Consider the following 25,550-nt stretch of genomic DNA (forward strand, 5'->3'; position numbering starts at 1 on the left):
GGCGTGATCGACGTCATCTGCCGCCTGCCCCGGTCGAGCGGCATCCCCAGCGGCGTGCTGGCCATGGGGCCCTACCTGTCAATCCTGCAACCGGCGTTCGCGCATGGAATCCATCAACCTGAGAATCCCAGCGTGCGCGTGCCGCGCGAGGCGGTCGTGGCTCCAAAAGAAACCACAGCGGCGCCCAAGACCCCGCTCATGATCTGCGGCAAGTATGCGGAAGGCTGCGGGCAGTCGGCCGGGGACTTCTGCCTGTCCGCTGCGGCAGCAAGAACGGTAGGCTCAGAACGCACTGCCAGGTCCCAGACATGACGGGAGGCCTGCGCAAGGGGATTGAAGGCGGAGTGCGGTGTCCGCCGGACTGCGTGGCCAACCTCCCGATACCGGGACAGGGCACGCTCCCACCGCTGCCAAAGGCCTCGGAATGAGCGAACCGGAAGATCGCCTCCTGACGAACGAGTCGACCGACGACGAGCGCAGCATTGAGGCGTCGTTGCGCCCGCAGACCCTGCCCGAGTACATCGGCCAGGCGAAGATGAAGGAATCGCTGCGCATCTGCATCGAGGCGGCAAAACAGCGGCGCGAGGCCCTCGACCACGCCATCTTCTACGGCCCGCCGGGACTCGGCAAGACCACCATCGCGCACGTCATCGCCCATGAAATGGGCGTGGCCATTCGCTCCACATCGGGATTGGTCCTGGCCCATGCGGGCGACCTCGCCGCAATCCTGACCAATCTGCAAGAGCATGACGTCCTGTTCATCGATGAAATTCACCGGCTCCCGGCCTCAGTGGAGGAGGCGCTCTATCCCGCGATGGAGGATTTCCAGCTAGACCTCGTCGTTGGGCAGGGGCCGTCCACCCGCACGATCAAACTGGATTTGCCGCGCTTCACGCTTGTTGGCGCCACAACCCGTGCCGGCTCGCTGACCTCGCCGCTGCGGGAGCGGTTCGGGCTTGTTCACCGGCTGGATTTCTATTCCCCGGATGATCTGACCACGATCGTTACGCGCTCCGCGGGTTTGCTGGGCATTCCCGTCGAGGCAGCGGGCGCCCGTGAAATCGCCGGTCGCGCGCGGGGCACGCCCCGCATTGCCAACCGGCTGATCAAACGCGCACGGGACTTTGCTCAGGTCAAGGCGACGGGCAGGATTTCGAAACAGGTGGCCAAGGACGCGCTGGACTGGCTGGGCGTGGATGCCGCAGGATTTGACGACATGGATCGCAAAATCCTGTCCACCGTCATCGACAAGTTCAATGGCGGACCAGTCGGGGTAGAGTCCCTGGCGGCTGCCGTCAACGAAGAGAAGACGACGCTAGAGGACGTCTACGAACCTTATCTCATCCAATCCGGCTATCTGGAGCGGACCGCCCGCGGCCGACAGGCTACCCGACTGGCCTATTTGCACTTTGGGAAGAAAAAAGACCTCCTACCCTGATAAAGCTGTCGCACTTCCCAGGGTCATTTTTGACCTGTGAATAGACCCCACCGGATCACGTTCATCTCCTTGATATTCCTTGCAAAGCTTGCACGCCTTCTTGTATCATCGGCCCTGTGAAATCTTTAGAAAGGACGGGTGCTGGTGTGAGTTTGCCAGCCCCATGTGGTCATGAAAGACCGGACGGGTCCCCCCCAGGAACTTCAGGCGCACCGGATAAAAATTGACCGGATCGACGACGACATCCTGCGCCTGCTGAACGAACGCTCGCAACACGTCATCGAGATCGGCAAGCTGAAGCGGAAAGCCGATTCCGAGGCCAATCTCCACACGCCGGCCCGCGAAGCGGAAATCATTGCCCGGTTGACGCGGCAGAACCACGGCTCCTTCCCCAACGAAGCGATCCGGTTCGTCTACCGCGAGATCATGTCCGCCTCGCTGTCGCTGGAGGGGCCGCAGAAGGTCGCCTATCTGGGGCCGCCGGCCACGTTCACGCATCTGGCCTGCATCCAGAAGTTCGGTACCTCAGCGGAATACCTCGCGGTGGCCAGTATTAAGGACGTGTTCGACGAGGTCGAGCGCGGGCGAGCGCATTTCGGCGTCGTGCCGATCGAAAATTCGACGGAGGGCGTGGTCAACCACACACTCGACATGTTTTTCGACTCGAACCTCAGCATCTACGGCGAGGTGCTGCAGGAGGTGTCCCACTACCTGCTCTCAAAGACAGGGCGCATGGAGGGGATCAAGAAGATCTACTCGCATCCGCACGCTATCGCCCAGTGCCGGAACTGGCTGGAGACGAATCTGCCGAACGTGCCAGTTTCGGAAGTAACGAGCACGGCGCGCGCGGCCGAGTTGTGCAAAACGGAGGCGTCCTCCGCCGCCATTGCGTCGGAACTGGCCGGACAGCTCTACGGTCTGACGGTGGTCAAGGCGCGGATCGAGGATAACATCAACAACTTCACCCGCTTCCTGATCCTGTCGAAGACAGCTCCTGAGCGTACGGGTAAGGATAAGACGTCGGTGATGCTGTCGGTCAAAGACAAGGTCGGCGCGCTCTACGATTTGCTGCGCCCGTTTGCCTCACACGGACTCAACATGACAAAGATCGAATCGCGGCCGTCTCGGCGCAAGGCCTGGGAATACATCTTCTTCGTGGATGTCGAAGGCCACGCGGAGGAGGAGCGAGTCAAAAAAGCGCTCGATGAAATCAAGAGCCGATGCCTGTTCATGAAAATTCTTGGATCGTACCCCGCCCACAGTTGAGAAACGTGACGCGTTGTGCGTGAAGTGCAAAACAAGATGCAAGTAACACGTTGATGACAATCAAAGTTCATCCCGATATTGAGTCGCTCTCGCCCTACGTACCGGGCAAGCCGATCGACGAACTGCAGCGCGAGCTGGGACTCTCGAAGATCGTCAAGCTAGCCTCGAACGAGAACCCGCTCGGGCCCTCGCCCAAGGCGCTGGCCGTGCTCGCCGAGTCGTCTGCGACGCTGCACCGCTATCCGGACGGCGGCGCCTTCAAGCTACGAACGGCCCTTGCCGACCGCTGGAAGGTGGCGCTTGACCAGGTGCTCCTTGGCAACGGCTCCGACGAAATCATCGGCATGCTGGCGCGCGCCTTTCTCGCGCCCGGGGACGAAGCCGTACTCGCCGACAACACCTTCGTCATTTATCAAATGGAGGTGACCGCCGCGCATGGCAAGGCCGTCATTGTACCGTTGCAGGACGGCCGCCACAATTTGGCCGCTATGGCGAAGGCTGTCACGCCTCGCACGAAACTGCTGTTCGTCTGCAACCCCAACAATCCGACGGGCACAATGGTGAACGCGACTGATGTCGAAACGCTCATGGCGAAGGTGCCGGACCATGTGATCGTGGTCTTTGACGAAGCGTATGTCGACTACGCCTGCGATCCGCGATTTCCGGATACCCTCGGCTACGTGAAGCGGAAGCGGAACGCGATCGTGCTGCGGACGTTCTCAAAAATTTACGGCCTGGCGGGCCTGCGGATCGGCTACGGCCTCACGACGACGGAGATTGCAAACTACCTCAACCGCGTGCGGCCGCCGTTTAACGCCAACAGTCTCGCGCAACGCGCGGCGCTGGCAGCGCTTGGGGACGAGGAGCACGTGGCGAAGAGCCGTGCACTCAACCACGCGGAAATGGCCTTCGTGCGGGAGGGGCTTGCGGCGCACGGCTTCCAGCCGTACCCCAGCGAGGCGAACTTTCTCTGTTTTGACGTCAACCGCGACGGCCGCGCGGTCTTCGAGGCGCTGCTGCGCGAGGGCGTCATCGTCCGTCACATTCACGGGTCGTGGATACGCGTCACCATTGGACTGCCGGAAGAAAACCGACAATTCCTGCAGGCACTGCAAGCAGTTCTCGGTCGGCAATGAAAGGAAGGGTCAAGCTGCCATGATTATCGTGTTGAAACCCGAGGTCACGGAAACGGAAATCGAGCACATTATGGAACGCCTCCAAGAACTGGGGCTGAAATCCCACGTCTCGCACGGGCAGGAGCGGACAATCATCGGCGTCATCGGCGACGACCGGATTCTCCAAAATCAGCCGCTTATCGCTCTGCCGGGCGTGGAGAGCGTCCTGCCTATTTTGGCACCGTGGAAGCTGGTCAGCCGTGAGTTCCGCAAGGAGAACACGGTCATAGACATCGGCGGCGTCAAGATCGGCGGCAAGAAGCTGGCGATCATGGCTGGCCCCTGCGCGGTAGAGCGGCTGGAACTGACGGTCGGCATCGCCCAGGAAGTGAAGTCCGGGGGGGCGAGCATCCTGCGCGGCGGCGCCTACAAGCCCCGCTCCTCGCCCTATTCCTTCCAGGGCCTGGGTCGCGAAGGGCTCGACTATCTGATTGAAGCACGGAAGAAGACCGGCCTCCCGGTGATCAGCGAAATTCTGGACACGCGCGACATCGAGCTGTTTCTCGAGAAGGCCGACATCATCCAGATCGGCGCGCGCAACATGCAGAACTTCGAGTTGCTTAAGGAAGTCGGCGCCTACGACAAGCCCGTGTTACTCAAGCGCGGTCTCTCCGCAACAATCAAGGAGTTTTTGCTGTCCGCAGAGTACATCATGTCCCGCGGCAACCGGAACGTCATGCTCTGCGAGCGCGGCATCCGCACCTTCGAGACACAGTACCGCAACACACTTGACCTCTCGGCCATCCCGACGTTGAAGGAATTGTCACACCTGCCGGTTATCGTGGACCCAAGCCACGCCACCGGCAAGTGGAACCTCGTCGCCCCCATGTCCAAGGCGTCGATCGCCGCAGGCGCCGACGGCCTGCTGATCGAGGTACACTCGAATCCGGAATGCGCGCTGTGCGACGGCGAGGAGTCCATCAAGCCCAGCAAGTTCAGGGACCTGATGCAGGACATCAAGAAAATTGCTGAGGCGGTCGGACGGGAAGTCTGAGCTCTATGTCCCAGTTGCTCGGCAACTCCGCCTCCGTCACGGCTCCCCGGCCGAACGCGCCCGTGTATTTCAATCAGGTGGCCATCATCGGCGTCGGCCTCATCGGCGGCTCGCTGGGGATGATCCTTAAACAGGACGGCCTCGCAGGCACGATCGTCGGCGTGGGCCGGCGGGTGGAAAATCTCAAGACCGCCGTCGAGCTGGGTGCCATCGACCGCTATGTCTCTGACGCGACAGCGGGCGTACGCGACGCCGACCTCGTCATTCTTGCCACGCCCGTCGATACCTACGAGCGACATCTCAAGGAATGGGGCGCCTCGCTCAAACCTGGCTGCATCGTCAGCGACGTCGGCAGCGTCAAGGGCACGCTGGTGGAACTGTGCGAGCGGTTACTACCGACGAACGTCCGCTTCGTCGGCGCGCATCCAATCGCCGGCAAGGAAAAAACCGGCGTCGCCGCCGGCTCGCCGACCCTGTTCAAGGGCGCGCGCTGCATCGTGACGCCGACAACGCAGACGGACGCGCAGGCCTTGCAGACGATCCGCGCCATGTGGGAAGCCGCGGGCTCCACCGTCATTACGATGGCGGCCTTGGTGCACGACAAAGTGCTTGGTGCCGTCAGCCATTTGCCGCACGTGGCGGCCTTTGCACTCATCAACGCGCTGATTGAAGTACAGAAAACGACGCCCGCTCTCGATCTGAAGGCCCATTCGGGCGGAGGGTTGCGAGACACGACGCGGATCGCGGCCAGCTCGCCCGAAATGTGGCGCGACATCTTCGTCTGGAACCGCGAGAACATTGTCGAGCAGATCGAGTTGTTCGAGCAGCAATTGCAGAACTTCAAACGATTGATCAAGGCCGGGGATGGAGCCGGCATCGAACGCGAACTGGAGCGGGCTAAGCAGGTCCGCGAAAAACTCAACTCCTGATAGCCCCACATGGCGTCTCTCACCATCACACCGCGCGGACCGTTGAAGGGTACGATCACCGTCCCCGGCGACAAGTCCATCACGCATCGCGCCATCATCCTGAGCTCGCTGGCTGAGGGCGAGAGCACGATTGCGGCGTACTGTCGCGGCGAAGATTGTCTGAACACGATGCGCGCCTTCCAAACGATGGGTATCCAGATCGACGAGCGTCCCGACCAACTGCGCGTGTGCGGCAAGGGCCTCTGGGGTCTAACTGAGCCGGCGCAGCCTATTGATTGCGGTAATTCTGGCACGGGTATCCGCCTGCTGGCCGGTGTACTCGCGGGCCAGGACTTTTTCACAATTTTGACAGGCGACGATTCCATTCGCCGGCGGCCGATGGGTCGCGTGGTCAAACCGCTACGCGAGATGGGCGCAACCCTTGCTGGCCGCAAGGGCGGTGAATTGGCTCCACTGGCGATCACGGGCAGCCGTCTGCGCGGCCTTGACTATCAATCGCCAGTGGCAAGCGCGCAGATCAAGTCCTCGCTGTTGTTGGCTGGCCTCTACGCCGAAGGGATCACACGCGTGCGCGAGCCACGTGCCTCGCGCGACCATACAGAGCGAATGTTTCGCCACTTCGGCATTCCGATGCAAGAAGACGCAACGTCCGTTTCCATTCAGGGCCGTCCTTCGCTCGGCTGGCAGGGGAAGTCAATGGTCGTCCCGGGCGATCTGTCAGCCGCAGCCTTCTTCATCGTGGGGGCTTTGTTGGTCGAGGGCTCAGACGTCACGATCACGAACGTCGGTGTCAATCCGACGCGAACCGGTATCCTGGACGTACTGATTGAGATGGGCGCCAAAATTGATGTGCTGAACCGGCGTGAAGAAGCTGGTGAGCCGGTGGCGGATCTCCGCGTACGACCGTCGGCGCTGCGTGGCATCACGATCGGGCCCGACCGGATTCCCCAGACAATTGATGAATTCCCCATCCTGTGCGTGGCGGCGTCATTGGCAGAAGGCGAAACCGTCATCAGCGGGGCGGCCGAGCTGCGGGTCAAGGAAAGCGACCGGATCGCCACCATGGCAGCGGAACTCAAAAAGGTCGGCGCGGCGATCTCCGAGACAAAAGACGGCTTGATTGTGCAAGGGCTTCGAGGCAAAAATACCCGGCGGTTGAAGGGCGCCTCCTGCCTCAGTTACGGGGATCACCGGGTGGCCATGTCGATGGCCATTGCCGCACTGGTGGCGGACGGCGAGACGACCATTCAGGACACGGCCTGCATCGACACGTCGTTCCCTGAATTCGACTCCGTGCTCTCGACATTGTTGGGCACACGTTGAGGACGACAATCAGCGCCCCCCGGACCGATACGCCGACGCCGCGCACTGTGGGGCGGCGACTGATTGTAACGATTGACGGCCCCGCGGGAGCGGGCAAGAGCACGGTGGCGCGGCAGCTGGCGACGAAGCTGGGATATTTGTATCTGGACACGGGCGCCCTGTACCGGGCGGTTGCCTGGAGAGTCCGGGCGGCGGGCGTGGATCCCGGGAACGAGCAGGCGGTGGCCGCGCTGCTCCCAGCCACGCAGGTCATGATGGACCAGCACCGCGACGGGGTGCGCGTGACGGTGAACGGCACAGACATCACGGCCGAAATCCGAACGCCGGACATCAGCACGCTGGCCTCAAAGGTGTCGGCGCTCCCGACCGTGCGCGAGTGGCTGCTGCCGGTTCAGCAACGGGTGGCGGAGCGCGGTGGCGTGGTGGCGGAAGGCCGCGATCTCGGCACGCGGGTGTTCCCCGGGGCCGAGGCGAAATTTTTTCTCGACGCCGACGTCAGTACCCGTGCGGCACGCCGGCAGCAGGATTTGACGGGGGCGGGCAACGCAGCGGGACTGGCGCAGACCCAGCAGGAGATCGAGGCGCGGGATCAGCGCGACCGGTCGCGCGCCCTGGCCCCGCTGGCACCTGCGGCAGACGCGGAGCAAATCGACTCCTCGTCGCTGACGGTCGAACAGGTGCTGGCACGGATGCTCGCGACGATCGCCACGAAGCTGTGAGCAATGTCGCCTACGGCATCCTGTGGCTTGTGGTCAGCACGCTGGGGCGGCTGTGTTTTTGTTATCGGGCCACGGGGCGTGAGCTTGTCCCAGGTGGCGGCGTATTGATCGCGGCAAACCATGCGAGCTACGTCGACATTCCCTTCACGGGAATCGGCCTCCGGCGGCGCATGTGGTATCTAGGCCGGCAGGATTTGTTCCTGCCCGTCCTGCGGCCGATCCTGCGCTGGCTGGGATGGATTCCGATTCGGCTGGACCGGCTGGACCGGAACGGATTCGGCACGGCGATCCGCCTGATCCGCAAAGGCAAGGTCGTCGTGATCTACCCCGAGGGCACACGCACTCCGGACGGACAGTTGAGGCCGGGCCGGCCTGGCCTCGGGATGATCGTGGCGGAAACCGGCTGCCCGGTGGTCCCCGCGTATTTGTCGGGCACGCGGGACGTGTTGCCGATCGGCGCGCGGCGGCTGGCGTTCAAGCCGGTTGGAATTACATTCGGGGCACCGATTGATTTTTCGGACGCTGTCACGAAACTGGAGGGGAAAGAGTTCTATCAGCACGTGGGCCGGACCGTCATGGCCCGTATTGCCGAGCTGGGGCAGGTCCCCCCGCCGGCCGAACGCCCGGAATACCGGGCACCCGCCCCCTCTCGCAATGCTGAGTGAGACGGGCGGACATTTATCATCAGCACCCGGCGGAAGCCGGACGTTCGCGAAAGGTTGGTATTAGCACTATGAGCACCGCAGCTAAGCACACGGGAGACCAGATGGATCGGAACGCGCTTGCCGCGCTCTACGAGGAAACCTTCCGAAATTTTGAGGAGGGGACGATTATCGAGGGCCGGATCGTGGCGATCGGACACGGCCGCGTCGTTGTGGACATCGGCTACAAGTCCGAGGGGATCATCCCCGCCGAGCAGTTCAACAGCGAGGAACTGCAGGGCCTGAAGGTGAGCGACCGCCTGACAGTCTACATCGAGGAGCGGGAGGACGCCGACGGCAACCTGATCCTCTCCAAGGAAAAAGCTGACAAGATGAAGGTCTGGGAGGACCTGGAGAAGGCCCACAACGAGGAACGCGTCGTGGACGGCAAGATCCTCTCCCGCATCAAGGGCGGCATGATGGTGGACATCGGCGTGAAAGCGTTCCTGCCGGGCTCGCAGATCGACCTGCATCCCGTGCGCGACCTCGACGGCCTTGTCGGCAAGAGTTTCCCGCTCAAGATTATCAAGATCAACCAACGCCGCGGCAACGTGGTCGTCTCGCGCCGCGTGCTGCTGGAGGAATCGCGCGACAAGCGCCGCCAGACCACGCTGGCCAACCTCAAGGAAGGTCAGCTCGTGCAGGGCATGGTGAAGAACATCACGGAATACGGCGCCTTCATCGACTTGGGGGGCATTGACGGCCTCCTGCACATCACCGACATGTCGTGGGGCCGCGTGGGCCATCCGTCGGAAATGTTCATGGTCGGCGACCGTGTCGAGGTCATCGTCCTAAAATATGACCGGGAGACCGGCCGCATTTCACTCGGCCAGAAGCAAAAGGGTGCGGATCCCTGGACCGGCGTCGCCGCCAAGTACCCGATCGGCGCGCGTGTCAAGGGCAAGGTCGTGAGCCTGACCGATTACGGCGCCTTCATCGAGCTGGAGCCGGGTGTCGAGGGCCTCGTGCACGTCTCCGAGATGTCCTGGTCGCATGAAGTGCGGCATCCGTCGCGCCTGGTCTCCGTCGGCGACCAGGTCGAGGCGGCCGTGCTCAACATTGACCCGGGCAACCGCAAAATCTCTCTCGGCATGAAACAGACCGCCCCGAATCCCTGGGACATGGTGGAATCGAAGTACCCGGTGGGTACGCGCATCCAGGGCAAGGTGAAGAGCCTCACCGATTTCGGCGCCTTCGTGGGCCTAGACGAGGGTATCGACGGCCTGATCCACATTTCCGACATGTCGTGGACGAAGCACGTCAAGCATTCGTCGGAGCTGTTCAAGAAGGGGCAGCCTGTCGAAGCGGTCGTGCTGCGGATCGACAAGGAGAAGGAGCGCCTGTCGCTGGGCTACAAGCAACTCTCCCGCGATCCGTGGGATGTGGACATACCCGAGCGCTATAAGGTCGGCGACAGCGTCACCGGCAAGGTGTCGAACCTGACCGATTTCGGTGCCTTTGTCGAACTGGAAGGCGGCGTGGAGGGACTGATCCACATCAGCGAGGCCAATCTCCAGCCTCCGGCGCGCCTGGAGGAGAAGTTCAAACCGCAGGACGACGTCACGGCAAAGATCATCAAGGTGGACCGCGAGGAGCGCAAAATCGCGCTGAGCCTTCGCGAGCACCAGATGGATTCGGACCGCCGGCAGATGGACGAGTACCACTCGTCGCAGGGCGCGGTGGACCAGAGCCTCGGACGCGCGGCGAAGAAGACGAAGAAGCGCGAGCGGGACGACAACTGAGCGGCCGGAGTAAACCATGACGGATGACGTCACCACCACCCCGCCAGCCAAAAAGCCCGGGCGGCGCCTGCTCTGGTGGGCGCTTGGCGGGCTCGTGCTACTGCTCGTAGGCAATGCACTGTTCTCGGACCTGGACATGCCGGGTGAGGACCGCATCGGACTGGTGCGCGTCGAGGGCGTGATCCTGGACTCGAAGGACACCGTCTCGGAACTGAAACGGTTTGGGGACAGCTCCTCGATCAAGGCCATTGTCCTGCGGATCGACAGCCCGGGCGGCGGCGTCGTCCCGTCGCAGGAAATCCACGACGCGGTCCAGCGGGTGCGGACCAAGCAGAACAAGACAGTCGTGGCCTCCATGGGCACGGTGGCCGCATCGGGCGGCTATTACATCGCGGCGGCGGCCGACCGGATCGTCGCCAATCCCGGCACACTGACGGGCAGCATTGGCGTGATCATGGAAATGGTCAACCTGGAAGGCCTCCTTCACAAGGTCGGCGTTGAGGGCGTGGTCATCAAGAGTGGGCGCTACAAGGACGTCGGCTCGCCGTTTCGGAAGATGAACCCGGAGGAGCGCAGGATTCTCCAATCTGTTATGGACGACGTGCACGAGCAGTTTATCGAGGCTGTGGCAGAAGGGCGGTCGCTGGGCGTTAAGGACGTACGGCCGCTGGCCGACGGGCGCATCTTCACCGGCCGGCAGGCGGTGGACGCCAAACTGGTGGACGAGTTGGGCGACCTGGACGACGCTATCCGCATCGCCGCGGAGATGGTCGGCATTGAAGGGGAGCCCGCGGTAGTCAACCCGAAAAAGCGGTTTTCTATTAGGGACATCATCGACAGCAGCGTGCAGGGTCTCTTGCCAAAACTCGACATGCGGCCAGGCATCCAACTCAAGTATCTGATGGCGTTCTAAGCGGGCGTAAGAAGGGAGTCAGCCATGACCAAAGCGCAGATCATCGAAAAGGTGTCGGAACAGGTCACGCTCCTGACGAAGCGTCAGGCCGAGGTCGTCGTCAACACCATGTTCAACGGTGTGCGCGATTCGCTCCACCGTGGCGACAAGACAGAGATCCGTGGCTTCGGCAGCTTCCGGCTGCGGAGCCGGCGCATGAAGGAGGGCCGCAACCCAAAAACCGGGGCGACCGTGGCCGTCCCAGCTAAAAAGGTGCCGTTCTTCAAAGCTGGAAAAGAACTCAAGGAACTGTTAAACAAGTAGTATCACCGTGGGCACATCCAATTCACACGACAAGTCCGCCGGGGCCGCGATTGTCTGGACCGACGAGGCGCTACAACGCATGGAGCGCGCGCCGGTGTTTCTGCGCGGCATGGTGACGAGGCTCGCCGAGAAAAAGGCGCGCGAGCTGGGCCACACCGAGATCACTGGCCCGCTCCTTGACCAATTTAAAAGCCAGATGATGGGCGGCATGGGTGGCTCAGCCGGAATGGCTGCCGCGGCCGCAGACATGGCCGCGGGGCGCCTGCCGTGGACAGCCGCCGCACGCGAACGCCTTGAGGCGGTGCCGGAATTCATGCGCGGTATGATCCGCCAGATCGCCGAGGAGCTGGCCCGCGAAGGCGGACATATGGAAGTCAACATTGAGCTCTTCGAAAAGGTTGAGGCACTGGGGGACGTGCAGGAAGCAGCCCGTCCGCCAATGGAGTGGACCGACGGTGCACAGGCACGGCTGCACGACAAGATTGGGCAATCCCCGCCGATCGCGATGGATTTCGTCTCCCAGATGCTCCGCCGTGACACCGAGGACCTCGCCCGCGAAAAAGGCCTCACGAAAATTGACGAGGCGGCGCTCGCGCACCTGTGGGATGCGCCTCAGGAACGGATGGCATGGAGCGACGAGGCCTGGAAACGCCTGCAGACCTCGCCGGATTTCGTCCGAAGCGGCATCCGCAAGGCTGCCGAACGGCGGGCGCGCAAGCTGGGCCTGAAAGAAATCGATTCGGACCACTTAACGACGTTCCGCAACGAAGCCATGATGAAGGCCGTCAAGCGGATCCGTTCGTTCGGCTACAATCAGCTGACTTTCGATGCCTTCGACACGGCGCTGGAAAAGACGAAGCGGTTGAAGGGGAACGAGCAGGCAGACAAGCGCCTCAAGGAAATCCGTCAACACTTCAAGGATCCCGACGCTCACAAGCCTGAGGGCGGGACCCTCGGGGCGGACCTCATGGACCGTTTCCGTCGTTATCTCAAGGGCGACGGCTCGCTATAGACGCAGTGTTCAGACGTTCCCGCCCGGATGCTCAAAAAGTTAATCGCACAACTGCCCCCGCACACGCGGAGAGGCGTGCTGTTTCCTGGCAAGACCGCAGCGAGCAGACAACCGCGGCAAACTGTTTAGAGCGAGGGGGCGTCGGAGGGCGCACGGCGTGACGAACACGGAGCGCTGCGTCCGCCCGCGATGCCGACTTGGTGGGGCGGGCGGGGCTATGGACGGGATGCGAGAACGCAGCTGGTGAACTTTGTCAGCGTTCGGTCAGTGGGTGGCGACCTGGCCGGGCCAAAACTTATGTCTGATCTGCGGTAACGGCTCGTTGTCGAAGTTAGGGATATCGTAGAGGCAGCGGTCGATCGTCGCAACTTCCTCCGGCGTCAATTCCAGCGTCACCGACTTCTTCCAGAACTGATCCAGCAGGAAATAGTCGCCGCCCTGCGGACGCTCCGCCAGCAGGGCCTGCATTTTCTTGAAACCGTCGGTATCCACGCCAGGCACCCGTCCCTTGTTCCGGTCGATGCACCACTTGAGGACTTCCGCGATGCCATACATGGTCAATGGAACTTTCACTTTCTCCGCCATGATCCCCTCTACCTCTTGAACGTGATGGATATCCGCGCCACCCTATCTGCTCAACGGTGGCCATTGTAGCCTAGTCATTCCTTATTCTGCCAGAGGGAAATGCCTTCCCGAAAGGCGGAGGCAACCATTGCGGACCTCCTCAGGCCCCCGCTATACTGGGTCCGCTCGGCTCCGCAGCCGCGCTGGACAAGGAGCCGGATTCCGTGACACATCGCCCGCCCACGCACTACCGGCCGGCATCCCGGAGGGCACTCCTGCTGGGCCTGCTCCTGCTGGCCGGGATCCCGGCCATGACCGGCTGCCCTGAGCGCGAGCCCTTCACGCCGCCCGATCCCTTCTATCTGTTTGCCACCTATCCGGTTGGGAAGAACCCCACCTCGGTCACAACGGCCGACTTTAATCGTGACGGGGTGACCGATCTCATCACGACCAATATCGGCGACGATTCCCTGTCCATCCTGTTCGGCAACGGGGACGGCAGCTTCAAGGAACAACAGCGGCTGCTGGTCAGCGTGGAACCGCGGGCCCTCGCCCTGTATGACTACAATGGGGACGGGCAGACAGACATCGCCGTGGCCTGCGCCGGCAGCGACCAGGTGGTCCTTTTTCTTGGATTGCTGAACGGGCGGTTTGCTGAGGGGCACCGCTACCCGGTCCAGCGGACGCCAGTGTCGATTGCGGCCGGCGATCTGAACGGGGACCGGAAGCCCGATCTAGCCGTGGCGTTGCGCAACGACAAGATCGCCATCTTTCTGGGGGCCGGCGACGGCACCTTCACGCCGGGCCCCCGGTACGAATACGGTGACACACCGACTTCCATTGCCGTCGCCGATCTCGACCACGATGGACGGCTCGACCTGCTCGTCACGAACGGCGGGCCGATGAGCAATGCCGTCACCGTCTGGACCGGCAACGGCGATGGCAGTTTCCGTGATCCTGTGGATTACAAGACCGGCAAGAGCCCGCTGGGGGTATCCTTCGCCGACTTCAACCGCGACCGGAAGACCGACCTGCTTGTCATCAACGGGGAGCGCGACAGCTTTGTCGTCTTTCTGGGAAGCGGGAATGGGACGTTTCAGGACGGCAAGGAATCCGGTGCGGATGCCGGGCCGGTCGGCGGCACGGCCGGCGATTTCGATGGCGATGGGGCTACGGACGTCGCCATCGTCAACATCCAGTCAGGCAACCTTTCGATTCTGTTTGGACGTGGCGACGGTACGTTCCACTACCCACCCCGCAATTACCGCGTCGCTTCGGGCCCCTTCGCCATCACACCGCTCATGCTCAAGAAGGAAGTGCTGGGGGAGCCCGGCCTGGCGGTCGTCAACAATGGGGCCGGCAGCATCTCCATTTTTCTTCATCGCGGACTGAAGGTTACCGCGCCAGCCCATTCTTAATCGAGAGAGGATGATTCGTGTGCCGGTCACTTGACAGAACTGATCGCTCCTAGTACAACCGCAACTACGCTAGCGTTTTCAGTCGGTTAGATGGGCTCAGATGATGAAACGAGCGCCCCATGAAGTGCCTGAAATGCAACGGACATATGATGGTTGAGCGGCACTATACGCTACTGAGCCGGCGGCTCTATGCGCGCTGTCTGAACTGCGGGTTCTGGCTGGATCTCGCCGACCTGCTCCGCTTTTTCCACAAAGTGATCGACAATGGCTGGCGCGGCGCGAAAATCCGCGAGCCCATCTCGCTGTGAGAGTCTTCCACGCCGCATGACCGTCCCACCCTCGATACGCTTCACGATTGTACGGATGGCCCTGGTCGCGGCGAGCGGCCTGATCGGCGCGTTCGCCTGGACACCGGTGGCGCTAGCCACCCACGGACCTGGGGCTAGCTTTGCAGCCGTCGGTAACGACCCCGACGATATCCGGTCTCTCTCCGTCTTTCGACATCAGCGAACAAAGGCCCAGAGCATCCTGTTGAAAGATTTGTCCACGGGCCGCACTTTATACGAAGTCGGCGCGAACCGGCGCGTGGCACCGGCCAGCCTCACGAAAATCATGTCGGCCCTCGTCATTCTGGAGTACGGCCAGCTGAACGATGTCGTCACGGTGAGCCGGAAGGCGGCATCCGCCAGAAAAACTCACCTGCGTCTCCGTCCTGGGTATACATTCCGACTCGAGGATCTCCTGAAGGCGATGTTGATTACCTCGGCCAACGACGCCTGCCTTGCGGCCGCCGAGCATGTCGGGGGGTCGGAAGAGATGTTTGCGGCGATGATGAACAAAAAGGCCAGGCGTCTGGGTCTATTGGACACACACTTCGAGAATGCCTGCGGGTTCGACGGGCCAACTCACTACACGACAGCCGCGGATCTGGCCACGCTCAGCGAAGCTGCCATGCAGGATCCCACGTTCCGCCAGCTCGTCCGCCGCGAATTCGACATGATCTTTCCCCTTAACGCCAACCGTTCCTACCCGCTGCGCAGCACCAACCGGCTGCTGGGGCGCATGCCTGGGATCGAGGGCATTAAGACCGGATTCACATCGAAGGCCGGACGGTGTGTTGTCCTCAAAGCCTCGCAGAACGGGAAGGAAGTGCTACTCGTGCTGCTCCACGCCAACCGCCGGTGGGACACTGCGTCCACGCTACTCCGCCAGGGCTTGCAGTCTGTCAACTAGCCAGCACGATCGCATTGTGTGCGGAACTGATGGAGCAGAAATCCTTCCGGCGTGCTGCGGAGGGCGGGAAATTTATTGGGCGGAGAACCTGGCTGCCGCTCAGCAGCCGCCGGGCGGCGTGAATTCGATGTTGACGTCCTTGCCCAAGTAATTGATGAGCACGCCCTGTTTGGCGTAGTTCATCGCCGCACCCATCACATTCTCGTCGCCGCAATCTTCCCTGCCCAGCAACTTGCGGATGTCCTCAGGACTTTCGCTGTTGAGGACGTTCCGGAAAATTCCGCGCACCTTGTAGGCAAAACGGTTGCTGATGAAGATCAGGTCGACCTTGCCGTCCATCAAGCGGACGCCGGCCATGGGCCCCGTCGGCTTGCGCGCGTCCAGGAGTAGCAGAAACGTGCCCTCCTGTTCGGGCTTCACGCCGGCAATCTTCTCGTTGAGCAGCAGATCGTAGGCTTTGGCTTCCGTGTCGCCCAGCTTGATGCCGAAGAGCGTCACGTCCGTGCTCTTGATGCTCTTGGGATCCATCACGTCGTTCCTGCTCAACTCGTATGGTTCGGCCCAGAGCAGCCCCGTCGTGCTCAACAGGGCAGCCATGCCCAATCCAACAAGCGTGAACAGTCTGTGTCTAATCGTCATGCCCCCCCCAATATGATAAAAAAATACATTCGCATTCTATCGGACGCCTAATGCCGTTGCAAGGACACGCCGATTGCATTGGCGCGCAGACGACGGATCAGGCGCTGCTCACTTCAAGGAGCCCCAGCCGGAGAAGAGAGAACTGCCTGGTCTGCGGGGGGCCATGAAGTCTATCGTCGCGAAAGCGCCCCGAGACATGTTCGGTCAGGAGCGCCGAGTAGCGCTGAGCAGGAGGTCGGCGAGGATGCGCAGGCGCATAAAATACTCGCCGGCTTCCTCCGGCACGCCGGAGAGAACCCCGTCCAAATCAGCCAAGCACTGCTCCAGCATCGCCACGCGTTGGCCGTCCAACATTTGTTCGTCCAAGTAATAGGTTGCGCACCCGCTGATGACGGTGTCGAGCGTCATTAGCACGCCTTCATCCGGGCTGGAAAATTTCGGCCAGGCAGCCGCCCGATGCCGGTCCCAGACCGTGCGCAATTCCACTGTCACCCCCGACTCCATCCATGAACAGCCAGCAGCATGGCTAGGGTTACGACTAGGAAACCGGACACCCGCAGCGACCAGTCCGGCCAGGCCTGCCACCACTGCATCACTCGGTTGCGGGTCGTTTCGCGCAGACCCAGCAGGACGAGCCCCTTGAGCGTCACGATGGCCCCGATGGTCACCCAAAACCAGTCGCGCGGCGGCTCAGCAGATGCCAGCAGTAGAAAGACGCCGGACAGTCCTGTGCCCTGCAAAATCAGAAACCGCGTGAAGGGATCGGCCATGGCCCGCACGAGCCGCTCGCGCCACCAGCCCGGCGCCGCGACCAACAGCACTCCGTGCGCCAGCCACAGCAAACTGATGAGAAGAGGCCCAGCAAGTGTCAGCATGAACTATTAAGGACTGGTGCGGCATGAACGGTGCAGCATGAAGAATTTTCTCTCCCGGACTCCTGGCCTCACTCCTGGAACCTTACGCTTTACTTTTCACGGATACAGCCCGCGGGCAAGATGCGCCTGCGCCACCTGATCGATGCCGCTCATCAGTGCCGCCATGCGCATCGTGGATTTCTTCTGCCTGGAAAAGTCCAGCGTGCGATGAAATGCGGCCGTGATAATCTCCTGCAGCCGCTCCTGGATGTCCGATTCCTTCCAAAAAAACCGCTGCACGTCCTGCACCCATTCGAAGTAGGACACGATCACGCCACCTGAATTGGCCAGGATGTCCGGAATGATGAAAACGCCTCTGTCGATCAGGATCTCATCAGCGTCCAGCGTTGTCGGACCGTTGGCGCCCTCCACGAGAATTTTGCAGCGCACCTTGGGGGCATTCTTCTTCGTGATCTGCTCGGAGAGCGCAGCGGGCACCAGCACCGTACACTCAAGTTGCAGCAGCTCGTCGTTGGTGACCCAGTCGCCCATTTTGAGGTCGCGCAGCGACTGGCCCTGTTTGTAATGGGTCAGCAGTGTGGGCACGTTTAGTCCCTTCGCATTGTACAGTCCGCCATTGACGTCGCTCACCGCCACCACCTTGGCGCCCGTCTCGTGCATGATGCGCGCCGTGTGCGAGCCGACATTGCCGAATCCCTGAATGGCGACCGTAGATTTTGACGCCGTGAGCTTCAACTGTTTCATCGCCTCTAACGTCACATAGACGACGCCGCGGCCGGTAGCCTCCTCGCGACCCAGACTGCCCCCTATGGAAAGCGGCTTGCCGGTGACGACACCGGGCGAAGCATAGCCCACCTGAATGCTGTAGGTGTCCATGATCCAGGCCATAATCTGCGCATCGGTGCCGACGTCCGGGGCCGGCACATCCTTGTCCGGTCCGATGAAAGGCAGGATTGCCGCTGCGTAGCGGCGCGAAAGCCGCTGAAGTTCTGCGCGCGAAAGCTTTTTGGGATTCACCCGCACGCCACCCTTGGCGCCGCCGTAGGGAAGGCCCGCGAGTGCGCACTTCCACGTCATCCACATGGACAGAGCCGCCACTTCGCCCAGATTCACGTCCGGATGGAACCGGATGCCGCCCTTCGATGGTCCGCGCGACGAATCGTGAATGACACGATAGCCGGTATAGACCTCAACACGACCGTCGTCCATCTGCACTGGTACGCTGACGACCAGCGATTGCTCCGGCATCTTGAGCCGCTGCCGGAGATTGGGATCCAGGCCCATCAATTCCGCCGCCTGATCAAACTGAGCGACCGCTAGACGGAAGGTGTGATTGTCCATCTCGTGAACGGGCGATCGTGCCATCAGGTACCCTCCGTCCAGCTCACTCCGAAGACACGAGCGAATTCATCCACAAAGCGTGTGTGCACGGCAGCGATGTCGAGCGGATGTCCGATAACTTTCTCCATCGATGTCACACGGCAGCCGGCAATGCCGCAGGGAATAATCCGTTCGAATGGGGCCAGATCCATCGCAACATTGAGCGCAATCCCGTGCATGGTAATGCCGCGCTCGATCCGCACGCCCACGGCAGCGATCTTGGCCGGTGCGTTGTGACTGACCCAGACTCCGGGAAACTTGTCCAGACGGTTTCCTTCGATCCCCCACGTTGCCAGGGTGCCGATGAGCACCTCCTCGAGCTTGCGCACATAGGCCTTGGGACCGGCACAGAAGTTAGTCAGCTTCAGAATGGGATAGGCGACGAGTTGACCGGGGCCGTGGTAGGTGATCGAGCCGCCACGCTCGACATGGTGAACGGGAACGCCGGTTGCACGCAGGGCGGCCTCACCACCCCAGTGTTCCTCGCGGCCCGATCGGCCGACGGTAAAAACCGGCCCGTGTTCGAGTAGGAGCAGCGTATCGGAACGCTGTCCCTTGCACCGCTCGTCCACGAATCGCTTCTGCAATGCCCGGGCCTTGTCATAGTCGAGGCGATCGTATCGAACCAGCGCGGCAGCCCCGACAGTGTGCCGTTCCAGGACCTTCATCGTGTCTCCGGCTGGGACGGCTGTCGCGGCAGCGCGATCGTGAAGGAGCCTTTTTTCCCAAACACCGTTAACTGCGCGGGATTGTTATCTCCCTGACGGAGATAGGCGTGCCAAAAGTCCCCCATGTTGTAGATCTCGAGGTTGTCCACGGCGGTGATCACGTTGCCGCTCTGTATGCCAAGCCTGCTGATGAGCTTGGACGGATCGAGCTGAGCAGCGAGCACGCCGCGGTCGATGTCCAGATTGAAACTGGCCACGACGCTGGGCGTCACGGTGATCGGAACAAATCCCAGTTCGGGCCGCAGCACCATGCCCCGCAGCAACATCGATTGAATGTACGGGTAGGCGGCATCGATGGAGATCGCGTAGCTGATGGACTGCGCCGACGGTGCCACCGCTGTGTTGATGCCGACGACGCGGCCGGACAGGTCCACCAGTGGCCCGCCGCTGTTGCCAGGGTTGATCGCCGCGTCAGTCTGGATCAGGTCGTAGAGCGTTTCGTTGTTGGGCGCGAGGATGGAGCGGTCCATGGCGCTCACCACACCGACCGTCACCGTCGAGCCACCCTTGAGCGCGAAGGGATTGCCGATGGCCACGACCTGCTCGCCGATTTGCAGGGATGACGACTCGCCCAGCGGCGCGGCGACGAGATCCGGAGCGGAAATCTTCACGACTGCCAGATCGAGCAGAAAATCGCGCGCCACCACGCGGCCCGGCGTGAGCCGTCCGGTCGAGAGACCGACGACCAGGCTTTTCACGCCCTCGACCAGATGATTGTTCGTGAGAATGTAGCCCTTGCTGTCGATGATGAATCCGGACCCGGAACCGGTCGGGGAGCTGTGCGGCGCGGCATTGAGCGGCACGCCGCGCGTGAGAATGGTGACGACGGAGTGACGCACCGCCGTGACCACGGCGGGGACGGTCATGTCCTTCGGCTTGGCCGGCTGCGTGCCGTTCTGAGCGTGCCCCCCCGCTGTCGGGATAACCGTCAGCGCCAGAAACAGCAGCAGCCTGATGGATTGACTGGGCCGCATATGTCTGCCTTTCGACGCGGCATTGTCGCATAATCAACGGGCCGTCGGAAGAGCTTTGCAACCCCAAACGAAAAGGGCGGGGCTTTCGCCCCGCCCTCTCCAGTTCGCTTCCGGTCCGCCGCTTACTTGATTGCGGCAAACATGTCCCGGATCTCCGGCGCTTTCAGTTTCTTGAGCGCCTTGGCCTCGATCTGCCGGATCCGCTCGCGCGTCACCGACAGCTGCTGCCCGACCTGCTCGAGCGTGAACGGCTCATCCTGCCCAATGCCGAACCGCATCCTCATAACCGTCTGCTCGCGCGGCGTCAGCGTCGACAGGATCCGGTCAATCTCGCGAACCTGCTCGATCCGGTTCGTATACGAGTCCGGTAACAGCGCCTCACCGTCCGCGATCAGATCGCCCAGTTGCGTGTCGCCATCGCCCACCGGATTGTCCAGCGACACCGGCTCCTGAAACGGTTGCACCGTTTCCTGGATTTTCGCTGGGCTTTGGTGCAACGCCTGGCTGAGCTCCTCGAGCCGGGGCTGACGGCCCAGCTTCTGCACCAGCCGGCGCGTCGTACGCTGAATCTTGTTTGACGCCTCGGTCAGATGCACGGGCAGCCGGATCGTCCGCGACTGATCGGCCAGCGCCCGTGTGATGCCCTGCCGGATCCACCAGGTCGCGTAGGTGCTAAACTTGAAGCCCTTGCGGTACTGGAATCGCTCGGTGGCCTTCATCAGGCCGATGTTGCCTTCCTGCACGAGATCCAGCAAGCCCAGCCCGCGGCCGTTGTAGTGCTTGGCGATGTCCACGACTAGGCGCAGGTTGAAGCGTACCATCTCGTCCTTGGCGCACTCGAACGCTACTCGCGCTTCGCGGATTTGCCGGCGACATCGGCTCAATCGCTTCACCCGCTGCTCAGCCACCTTGCCCGGCCCGCGCGCGGCCTGCAGCACACCCAGCAACGCCACCTCGGCCCGGTCGAGCGCCGTGGCGGACAACCCGCTCAACCCGCGCACCTGATGCAACTCGTGCAGCGCCTCGCGCAACGCGTCCGTCTTGCGCATGGCCGCGCCGACGGTCGTGACTTCCTTCAGCGCGATCAGAATCGCCCGGTTGCTCACGTCAATGCGCTTGGCCAGCGCCACTTCCTGCTCGCGCGTCAGCAGCGTCCGTTCGCCGAACGAACGAAAATAAATGGATTCCAGTTCAAAGGGACCCCCCGCCGCCCGGGCAGGTGACTCCGTGGACTCACTCTTTGTTTCCGATTCGGCCTCGCCCCGCTCAATTCGCTCGAGCACGTCGCCTGCTTCCTGCTCGTCCTGTTCCACCATCAACTCCGTGTCTTCGCCCAGGTCTTTCTTCATCCCCGCACCTCCGTCCTCAGGTTTGTGGTGAGATCCACTCCGCCGATTTTCGCCTTCATACAGCGTTAGAACCCTGTCCGACCTGAAAGATACGAGCCTCTCGGATAAAAAAGTCTATTTTTACAACGGTTTGTGGGTACCTCATTGTGTGTCCAGGACATCTACGAATCAGCCGGTTTATTTGCCTGTCTGAGAGCAGAGACTTAAGTCGAAGAGCCAAAAAATCAAGTGGGGGGTGCTGGTTTTTGTGCTCTTTTGTGCGCGGCCGTCAAGTTGCAAAGCAGGGAGGAGACCCCTAGAATGGGCCGCCATGAGTCATTTGCAGAACGGCGAACGCATCCATCTGGTTGACAAAAAGGGGCGGCAGTACGCCCTGACGCTAAAGGCCGGCGAAACTTTTCAATTGAGCGGCCACACCATCGCCCACGACGAGCTGATCGGCAAGGCCGACGGCTCGCTCGTCACGCTCTCGCGAGGCAAGCGCATGTTGGCGCTCCGGCCCACACTGAGCGAATACGTCCTGAAAATGCCGCGCGGCGCCCAGGTGATCTACCCGAAAGATCTGGCGATGATCACGATCTGGGCCGATATCTATCCGGGGGCCCGCGTCTTTGAGGCGGGTACCGGCTCCGGCGCCCTGACGATGGCACTGCTGCGGGCCGTCGGCGAGCGGGGTGCGGTCGTGAGCTACGAGGCCCGCGAGGATTTCTCCCGCACGGCAATGACGAACATCGAACGCTATCTGGGCCCTGTGCCGAATCTGACGGTGCGAAGACGCGACGTCTACGAGGGTATTGACGCCAGCGACGGTCCCTTCGACCGACTCGTGCTGGATCTGCCAGAACCCTGGCGCGTCGTTCCGCATGCGGTCACCGCGCTTCGGTCGGGAGGGTTGTATCTCAGCTACGTGCCGACAGTGCCGCAGATCATGCAGACGGTCGAGGCGCTGGAGCGCGCGGCGGTCTTCGGCCCGATCCAGACCTTCGAGACGCTGTTGCGCACCTGGAACGTGCAAGGGCGCAGTGTGCGGCCAGACCACCGGATGGTGGCGCATTCCGGCTTTCTCACCGTGGCGCGGAAGGTTGAGCCGGGCCTCTGGCAGCATGGGGAGGCCGGCGTGATCCCCATGACAGAGGACGAGGAGCAGCACCGGCAGCCAGAGGAACTGGAGCCATGAGCCGCCTTAAGGGAAAAGTCGCGCTGATCACCGGCGGCGGTACCGGCATCGGGGCGGCCTGCGCCAGGGAGTTTGCGCGGGAAGGCGCGGCTGTCGTCGTGACGGGACGCCGCAAAGACGTACTGGAAACAATCGTGAGGGAAATCGAGCACGCCAAGGGCCGCGCGCTGGCCGTGGCCGGCTCTGTCACCGACGAGACCCACGCGCAAAATGCCGTTGCCCAAGCCGTGCTTGCGTTCGGTACCTTGAACGTGCTGGTCAACAACGCCGGCATCCTCACCTTCGGCAAACCGCTGCACGAAACGGACGAGGCGACGTGGAACGAAATGATGAGCGTAAACCTCACCGGCTCCTACCGCATGACCAAGGCGGCCGTGCCGGCGATGCTCAAGGCGGGTAGCGGCTCGATCATCAACGTGTCGTCCGTTGCCTCGCTGGTCGGTCTTCCCATGCTGGCCGCCTACAGCGCGACAAAAGGCGGCCTGGATACGCTGACGCGCTGCGTGGCCATCGACTACGCGCCGCAGAAGATTCGCTGCAATTCGGTTTGTCCGGGCCTGGTGAACACACCGATGGCTTCGGACTTGATCGAGAACAAGGACGCGCTGGCGCAGATCATGACCGCCTATCCGCTCGGCCGTCCGGGCACGTCGGCCGAAATCGCGAAGCTGATTCTGTATCTGGCCTCCGACGAATCGTCGTGGATGACGGGAGCGGTGATTCCGATAGACGGCGGAATGACGGCTCATTGACAACGGTGAAGTCTGAACGTCGAATGATGAATGCAATCCTGGAAAGATCGACCATGGCGCATTTGCGATACGGATTCCTTCTGCTTCTCACGATGGCGACGTGCATTGGTGTTGTCAGTATGCCGGCGATTGCCCAGACCCCTGTCGCGTTTCCCGGCACCGTCCTCAAAGTGGACGCGGCCGCCGGCAAGCTGGCCGTAAAAAAAGACGGCACCCGCTTTACCTTTGTCATCGACGGCAAGACCCGATTTGAGGGCGGCGCAAAGAGCCTTACGGATGTAAAGGCCGGTGACGCCGTCACCGTCACCTATCTCTTGATGGGCAACCAGTACGTCGCGCAAAATATCGCCAAGAAATAAGCATGGAAATCAACGCGCACACGCAGTTGTGCGGGCTGCTCGGCAACCCAATCGAGCATTCCCTCTCCCCGGCCATCCACAACGCCGCCTTCGAGCAGCTCGGCCTGAACTTCGTTTACCTCGCGTTTAAGGTCGAGGATCTGCCCGGGGCGATCAAGGGCCTCCGCGCCCTTGGCAATCTGCGCGGCTTCAGCGTGACCATCCCGCACAAGGTGGCCATCATTCCGCTTCTTGATGAAGTCGAGCAGACAGCCCGAAACATTGGGGCAGTGAACACCATTGTCATCGAGAACGGCAAGCTGATCGGCTCCAACACCGACGCCTCCGGCGCGCGGCGCGCGCTGACCGAGGCGGGCACCGCCCTCAAAGGTGAGAAGGTGCTCCTGCTCGGCTCCGGTGGGGCAGCGCGCGCCATCGCCTTCGCGCTGGCGAACGGCACGGGCCTGGGCGGCCTCACGCTCCTTGGCATTGACGACAAAGAACGGCAGGCCCTGGCAAAGGACCTCACGGCCAAGACGTCACTGCAGGTCACGGACGGCGTGATCACCGACAACGCATTACGCCACGCCATTGACGAATCGAAAGTGCTGCTCCATTGTACGCCGCTCGGCATGCATCCCAACGTGCATCAAAGCGCCGTGCCGGCCGCGCTGCTGAAGCCCCATCTCACCGTAATGGACATCGTCTACAACCCGCTCGACACCAAGCTGCTCACGGACGCCAGAATGGCTGGCTGCAAGACGATCCGCGGCATCGAAATGTTCCTCAACCAGGCCATCGGGCAGTTCGAGCTCTGGACAAAACAGAACGCGCCGGCTGATGTCATGCGGAAAGTCCTCGAATCCCGCTTCTCATGAACATCGTGTTGATTGGTTACAGGGGGGTCGGCAAGAGCAGTGTCGGCAAGCTGCTCGCCGTACGGTCCGGCCGCACGCTCATTTCCACCGATGCCGAAGTCGTGCGGCGAGCCGGTCAGTCCATTCCGGACATTGTCAAGCAGCACGGCTGGGATCATTTTCGTGACCTCGAATCGGAGGTCTGCCGCGAACTCGCCGGCAGGGATCAGCTCATCATCGACACGGGCGGCGGGGCGATCTTGCGACAGGAGAATACTGACCGCTTCAAATCCAACGGCATGCTCTTCTGGCTGACGGCCGAGGTCGCCACCATCGTCCGCCGCATCGGCGGGGATACACAGCGGCCATCGCTCACTGGCACCAAGTCCTTCGTAGAGGAAATCGAGGACGTCCTCCGTGAACGGACACCCAAGTACAAGGCCGCCTCCGATCAGACCATCGCCACCGACCACAAGAGCGTCGCGGAAATCGCGGATGTGATCATGCAGACCATCTCGCAGACCAGGTGCTGATCGGTTGCTCGTCGTGCGCCCGTAGCTCAATGGATAGAGCATCGGACTTCGGATCCGAGGGTTGGGGGTTCAAGTCCCTCCGGGCGCACCACTAAAGAACCGCCGCCGCGGTCGATCGCTTACGGATTGAACCGCATGCCGAAAAGAACCGACACGCTGGTGGTGTCGCGTTGCAGCGAGGGGGACATGTTAATGTCATGCATGTTCAGCATGACCGT

General features: G+C 61.9%; 29 protein-coding genes and 1 tRNA gene. 22 read left to right on the top strand and 8 right to left on the bottom strand.

All coding sequences use genetic code 11. The annotated features are described in order from the left end of the window. Window positions 1–3 precede the first annotated feature (3 nt). From FJ248_04225 to FJ248_04285, 13 genes are all read left to right on the top strand, one after another. Window positions 4–312: a hypothetical protein gene (locus FJ248_04225; protein MBM4120092.1), complete on the top strand. Its 309-nt coding sequence runs from the start codon at window positions 4–6 to the stop codon at window positions 310–312. Between the two features lie 112 nt (window positions 313–424). Then, entirely contained in the window at window positions 425–1,438 is a 1,014-nt protein-coding gene (ruvB, locus tag FJ248_04230) for a Holliday junction branch migration DNA helicase RuvB (protein MBM4120093.1), read from the top strand. Between the two features lie 171 nt (window positions 1,439–1,609). Next, complete coding sequence (gene pheA / locus FJ248_04235; GenBank protein ID MBM4120094.1) at window positions 1,610–2,704, top strand: prephenate dehydratase; 1,095 nt, start codon at window positions 1,610–1,612, stop codon at window positions 2,702–2,704. 53 nt (window positions 2,705–2,757) lie between these two features. After that, a complete protein-coding gene (locus FJ248_04240) occupies window positions 2,758–3,840 on the top strand; it encodes a histidinol-phosphate transaminase (GenBank protein ID MBM4120095.1) in 1,083 nt (360 codons plus the stop codon). 19 nt (window positions 3,841–3,859) lie between these two features. Further along, complete coding sequence (gene aroF / locus FJ248_04245; protein ID MBM4120096.1) at window positions 3,860–4,873, top strand: 3-deoxy-7-phosphoheptulonate synthase; 1,014 nt, start codon at window positions 3,860–3,862, stop codon at window positions 4,871–4,873. Window positions 4,874–4,878: 5 nt separating this feature from the next. After that, a complete protein-coding gene (locus tag FJ248_04250) occupies window positions 4,879–5,802 on the top strand; it encodes a prephenate dehydrogenase/arogenate dehydrogenase family protein (GenBank protein MBM4120097.1) in 924 nt (307 codons plus the stop codon). A 9-nt stretch (window positions 5,803–5,811) separates the two neighbouring features. Continuing rightward, window positions 5,812–7,125, top strand: coding sequence for a 3-phosphoshikimate 1-carboxyvinyltransferase (gene aroA, locus FJ248_04255; protein MBM4120098.1), 1,314 nt, complete (start codon window positions 5,812–5,814; stop codon window positions 7,123–7,125). A gap of 47 nt (window positions 7,126–7,172) precedes the next feature. Then, on the top strand, window positions 7,173–7,844 hold the full coding sequence (gene cmk, locus FJ248_04260) for a (d)CMP kinase (protein MBM4120099.1): 672 nt from the start codon (window positions 7,173–7,175) through the stop codon (window positions 7,842–7,844). After that, window positions 7,841–8,509: a 1-acyl-sn-glycerol-3-phosphate acyltransferase gene (locus FJ248_04265; protein MBM4120100.1), complete on the top strand. Its 669-nt coding sequence runs from the start codon at window positions 7,841–7,843 to the stop codon at window positions 8,507–8,509. The genes cmk and FJ248_04265 overlap by 4 nt, the downstream gene beginning before the upstream one ends. Window positions 8,510–8,577: 68 nt before the next feature. Next, window positions 8,578–10,287 carry a 30S ribosomal protein S1 gene (locus tag FJ248_04270; GenBank protein MBM4120101.1) on the top strand — a complete coding sequence of 570 codons (1,710 nt, stop codon included), beginning with the start codon at window positions 8,578–8,580 and terminating at the stop codon, window positions 10,285–10,287. Window positions 10,288–10,303: 16 nt separating this feature from the next. Next, window positions 10,304–11,200: a signal peptide peptidase SppA gene (gene sppA, locus FJ248_04275; GenBank protein MBM4120102.1), complete on the top strand. Its 897-nt coding sequence runs from the start codon at window positions 10,304–10,306 to the stop codon at window positions 11,198–11,200. A gap of 24 nt (window positions 11,201–11,224) precedes the next feature. After that, a complete protein-coding gene (locus tag FJ248_04280) occupies window positions 11,225–11,503 on the top strand; it encodes an integration host factor subunit beta (GenBank protein MBM4120103.1) in 279 nt (92 codons plus the stop codon). Window positions 11,504–11,510: 7 nt separating this feature from the next. Further along, entirely contained in the window at window positions 11,511–12,515 is a 1,005-nt protein-coding gene (locus FJ248_04285; GenBank protein MBM4120104.1) for a hypothetical protein, read from the top strand. A gap of 264 nt (window positions 12,516–12,779) precedes the next feature. Here FJ248_04285 and FJ248_04290 read toward each other — a convergent pair whose 3' ends face one another. After that, window positions 12,780–13,088 (bottom strand): hypothetical protein, encoded by a 309-nt coding sequence (locus tag FJ248_04290; GenBank protein MBM4120105.1) that lies wholly within the window; start codon window positions 13,086–13,088, stop codon window positions 12,780–12,782. Between the two features lie 215 nt (window positions 13,089–13,303). On the opposite strand from FJ248_04290, the gene FJ248_04295 reads away from it, so the two are divergent. From FJ248_04295 to FJ248_04305, 3 genes are all read left to right on the top strand, one after another. Beyond that, window positions 13,304–14,497 (top strand): VCBS repeat-containing protein, encoded by a 1,194-nt coding sequence (locus FJ248_04295; protein MBM4120106.1) that lies wholly within the window; start codon window positions 13,304–13,306, stop codon window positions 14,495–14,497. Window positions 14,498–14,616: 119 nt separating this feature from the next. Continuing rightward, a complete protein-coding gene (locus tag FJ248_04300; GenBank protein MBM4120107.1) occupies window positions 14,617–14,805 on the top strand; it encodes a hypothetical protein in 189 nt (62 codons plus the stop codon). Then, window positions 14,762–15,730 carry a D-alanyl-D-alanine carboxypeptidase gene (locus FJ248_04305; GenBank protein ID MBM4120108.1) on the top strand — a complete coding sequence of 323 codons (969 nt, stop codon included), beginning with the start codon at window positions 14,762–14,764 and terminating at the stop codon, window positions 15,728–15,730. The genes FJ248_04300 and FJ248_04305 overlap by 44 nt, the downstream gene beginning before the upstream one ends. Before the next feature lie 99 nt (window positions 15,731–15,829). Here the strand turns inward: FJ248_04305 and FJ248_04310 are convergent, their stop codons facing one another. The 7 genes from FJ248_04310 to FJ248_04340 all read right to left on the bottom strand — a co-directional run bounded on the left by FJ248_04310 (window position 15,830) and on the right by FJ248_04340 (window position 21,675). Beyond that, complete coding sequence (locus tag FJ248_04310) at window positions 15,830–16,369, bottom strand: hypothetical protein (GenBank protein ID MBM4120109.1); 540 nt, start codon at window positions 16,367–16,369, stop codon at window positions 15,830–15,832. 204 nt (window positions 16,370–16,573) lie between these two features. Then, window positions 16,574–16,861, bottom strand: coding sequence for a hypothetical protein (locus FJ248_04315; GenBank protein ID MBM4120110.1), 288 nt, complete (start codon window positions 16,859–16,861; stop codon window positions 16,574–16,576). After that, a complete protein-coding gene (locus FJ248_04320) occupies window positions 16,858–17,244 on the bottom strand; it encodes a hypothetical protein (GenBank protein MBM4120111.1) in 387 nt (128 codons plus the stop codon). Before FJ248_04320 ends, FJ248_04315 begins: the two co-directional genes overlap by 4 nt. A 96-nt stretch (window positions 17,245–17,340) precedes the next feature. Next, complete coding sequence (locus FJ248_04325; GenBank protein ID MBM4120112.1) at window positions 17,341–18,609, bottom strand: Glu/Leu/Phe/Val dehydrogenase; 1,269 nt, start codon at window positions 18,607–18,609, stop codon at window positions 17,341–17,343. After that, window positions 18,609–19,292 (bottom strand): lipoyl(octanoyl) transferase LipB, encoded by a 684-nt coding sequence (gene lipB, locus FJ248_04330; protein ID MBM4120113.1) that lies wholly within the window; start codon window positions 19,290–19,292, stop codon window positions 18,609–18,611. The genes FJ248_04325 and lipB overlap by 1 nt, the downstream gene beginning before the upstream one ends. Further along, window positions 19,289–20,326, bottom strand: a complete 1,038-nt coding sequence (locus FJ248_04335) for a trypsin-like serine protease (protein ID MBM4120114.1) — start codon at window positions 20,324–20,326, stop codon at window positions 19,289–19,291. Before FJ248_04335 ends, lipB begins: the two co-directional genes overlap by 4 nt. Before the next feature lie 122 nt (window positions 20,327–20,448). Next, window positions 20,449–21,675 carry a sigma-70 family RNA polymerase sigma factor gene (locus tag FJ248_04340; GenBank protein ID MBM4120115.1) on the bottom strand — a complete coding sequence of 409 codons (1,227 nt, stop codon included), beginning with the start codon at window positions 21,673–21,675 and terminating at the stop codon, window positions 20,449–20,451. A 310-nt stretch (window positions 21,676–21,985) separates the two neighbouring features. Here FJ248_04340 and FJ248_04345 point away from each other — a divergent pair, with 310 nt between their 5' ends. The 6 genes from FJ248_04345 (at window position 21,986) to FJ248_04370 (ending at window position 25,423) form a co-directional block, all read left to right on the top strand. Further along, complete coding sequence (locus tag FJ248_04345) at window positions 21,986–22,852, top strand: tRNA (adenine-N1)-methyltransferase (GenBank protein MBM4120116.1); 867 nt, start codon at window positions 21,986–21,988, stop codon at window positions 22,850–22,852. Continuing rightward, the gene (locus tag FJ248_04350) at window positions 22,849–23,604 is read left to right on the top strand and encodes an SDR family oxidoreductase (GenBank protein ID MBM4120117.1); all 756 of its coding nucleotides are present in this window, start codon (window positions 22,849–22,851) and stop codon (window positions 23,602–23,604) included. The genes FJ248_04345 and FJ248_04350 overlap by 4 nt, the downstream gene beginning before the upstream one ends. Window positions 23,605–23,657: 53 nt before the next feature. Next, the gene (locus tag FJ248_04355; GenBank protein MBM4120118.1) at window positions 23,658–23,963 is read left to right on the top strand and encodes a hypothetical protein; all 306 of its coding nucleotides are present in this window, start codon (window positions 23,658–23,660) and stop codon (window positions 23,961–23,963) included. A 2-nt stretch (window positions 23,964–23,965) separates the two neighbouring features. After that, entirely contained in the window at window positions 23,966–24,820 is an 855-nt protein-coding gene (locus FJ248_04360; GenBank protein ID MBM4120119.1) for a shikimate dehydrogenase, read from the top strand. Then, window positions 24,817–25,332 carry a shikimate kinase gene (locus FJ248_04365; GenBank protein ID MBM4120120.1) on the top strand — a complete coding sequence of 172 codons (516 nt, stop codon included), beginning with the start codon at window positions 24,817–24,819 and terminating at the stop codon, window positions 25,330–25,332. Before FJ248_04360 ends, FJ248_04365 begins: the two co-directional genes overlap by 4 nt. Window positions 25,333–25,347: 15 nt before the next feature. Beyond that, window positions 25,348–25,423, top strand: a tRNA-Arg gene (locus FJ248_04370). Window positions 25,424–25,550 lie beyond the last annotated feature (127 nt).

Origin of the sequence: Nitrospira sp., from assembly GCA_016873435.1 — a bacterium.
Taxonomy (GTDB): Bacteria; Nitrospirota; Nitrospiria; order Nitrospirales; family Nitrospiraceae; genus VGXF01.

Bases quoted from the DNA above. Each gene is read 5' to 3' on its own strand.
- ruvB (MBM4120093.1), top strand. From the start codon at position 425: ATGAGCGAACCGGAAGATCGCCTCCTGACGAACGAGTCGACCGACGAC.
- pheA (MBM4120094.1), top strand. From the start codon at position 1,610: ATGAAAGACCGGACGGGTCCCCCCCAGGAACTTCAGGCGCACCGGATA.
- FJ248_04240 (MBM4120095.1), top strand. From the start codon at position 2,758: ATGACAATCAAAGTTCATCCCGATATTGAGTCGCTCTCGCCCTACGTA.
- aroF (MBM4120096.1), top strand. From the start codon at position 3,860: ATGATTATCGTGTTGAAACCCGAGGTCACGGAAACGGAAATCGAGCAC.
- FJ248_04250 (MBM4120097.1), top strand. From the start codon at position 4,879: ATGTCCCAGTTGCTCGGCAACTCCGCCTCCGTCACGGCTCCCCGGCCG.
- aroA (MBM4120098.1), top strand. From the start codon at position 5,812: ATGGCGTCTCTCACCATCACACCGCGCGGACCGTTGAAGGGTACGATC.
- FJ248_04270 (MBM4120101.1), top strand. From the start codon at position 8,578: ATGAGCACCGCAGCTAAGCACACGGGAGACCAGATGGATCGGAACGCG.
- sppA (MBM4120102.1), top strand. From the start codon at position 10,304: ATGACGGATGACGTCACCACCACCCCGCCAGCCAAAAAGCCCGGGCGG.
- FJ248_04280 (MBM4120103.1), top strand. From the start codon at position 11,225: ATGACCAAAGCGCAGATCATCGAAAAGGTGTCGGAACAGGTCACGCTC.
- FJ248_04300 (MBM4120107.1), top strand. From the start codon at position 14,617: ATGAAGTGCCTGAAATGCAACGGACATATGATGGTTGAGCGGCACTAT.
- FJ248_04305 (MBM4120108.1), top strand. From the start codon at position 14,762: ATGGCTGGCGCGGCGCGAAAATCCGCGAGCCCATCTCGCTGTGAGAGT.
- FJ248_04310 (MBM4120109.1), bottom strand. From the start codon at position 16,369: ATGACGATTAGACACAGACTGTTCACGCTTGTTGGATTGGGCATGGCT.
- FJ248_04320 (MBM4120111.1), bottom strand. From the start codon at position 17,244: ATGCTGACACTTGCTGGGCCTCTTCTCATCAGTTTGCTGTGGCTGGCG.
- FJ248_04325 (MBM4120112.1), bottom strand. From the start codon at position 18,609: ATGGCACGATCGCCCGTTCACGAGATGGACAATCACACCTTCCGTCTA.
- lipB (MBM4120113.1), bottom strand. From the start codon at position 19,292: ATGAAGGTCCTGGAACGGCACACTGTCGGGGCTGCCGCGCTGGTTCGA.
- FJ248_04335 (MBM4120114.1), bottom strand. From the start codon at position 20,326: ATGCGGCCCAGTCAATCCATCAGGCTGCTGCTGTTTCTGGCGCTGACG.
- FJ248_04340 (MBM4120115.1), bottom strand. From the start codon at position 21,675: ATGAAGAAAGACCTGGGCGAAGACACGGAGTTGATGGTGGAACAGGAC.
- FJ248_04345 (MBM4120116.1), top strand. From the start codon at position 21,986: ATGAGTCATTTGCAGAACGGCGAACGCATCCATCTGGTTGACAAAAAG.
- FJ248_04350 (MBM4120117.1), top strand. From the start codon at position 22,849: ATGAGCCGCCTTAAGGGAAAAGTCGCGCTGATCACCGGCGGCGGTACC.
- FJ248_04355 (MBM4120118.1), top strand. From the start codon at position 23,658: ATGGCGCATTTGCGATACGGATTCCTTCTGCTTCTCACGATGGCGACG.
- FJ248_04360 (MBM4120119.1), top strand. From the start codon at position 23,966: ATGGAAATCAACGCGCACACGCAGTTGTGCGGGCTGCTCGGCAACCCA.
- FJ248_04365 (MBM4120120.1), top strand. From the start codon at position 24,817: ATGAACATCGTGTTGATTGGTTACAGGGGGGTCGGCAAGAGCAGTGTC.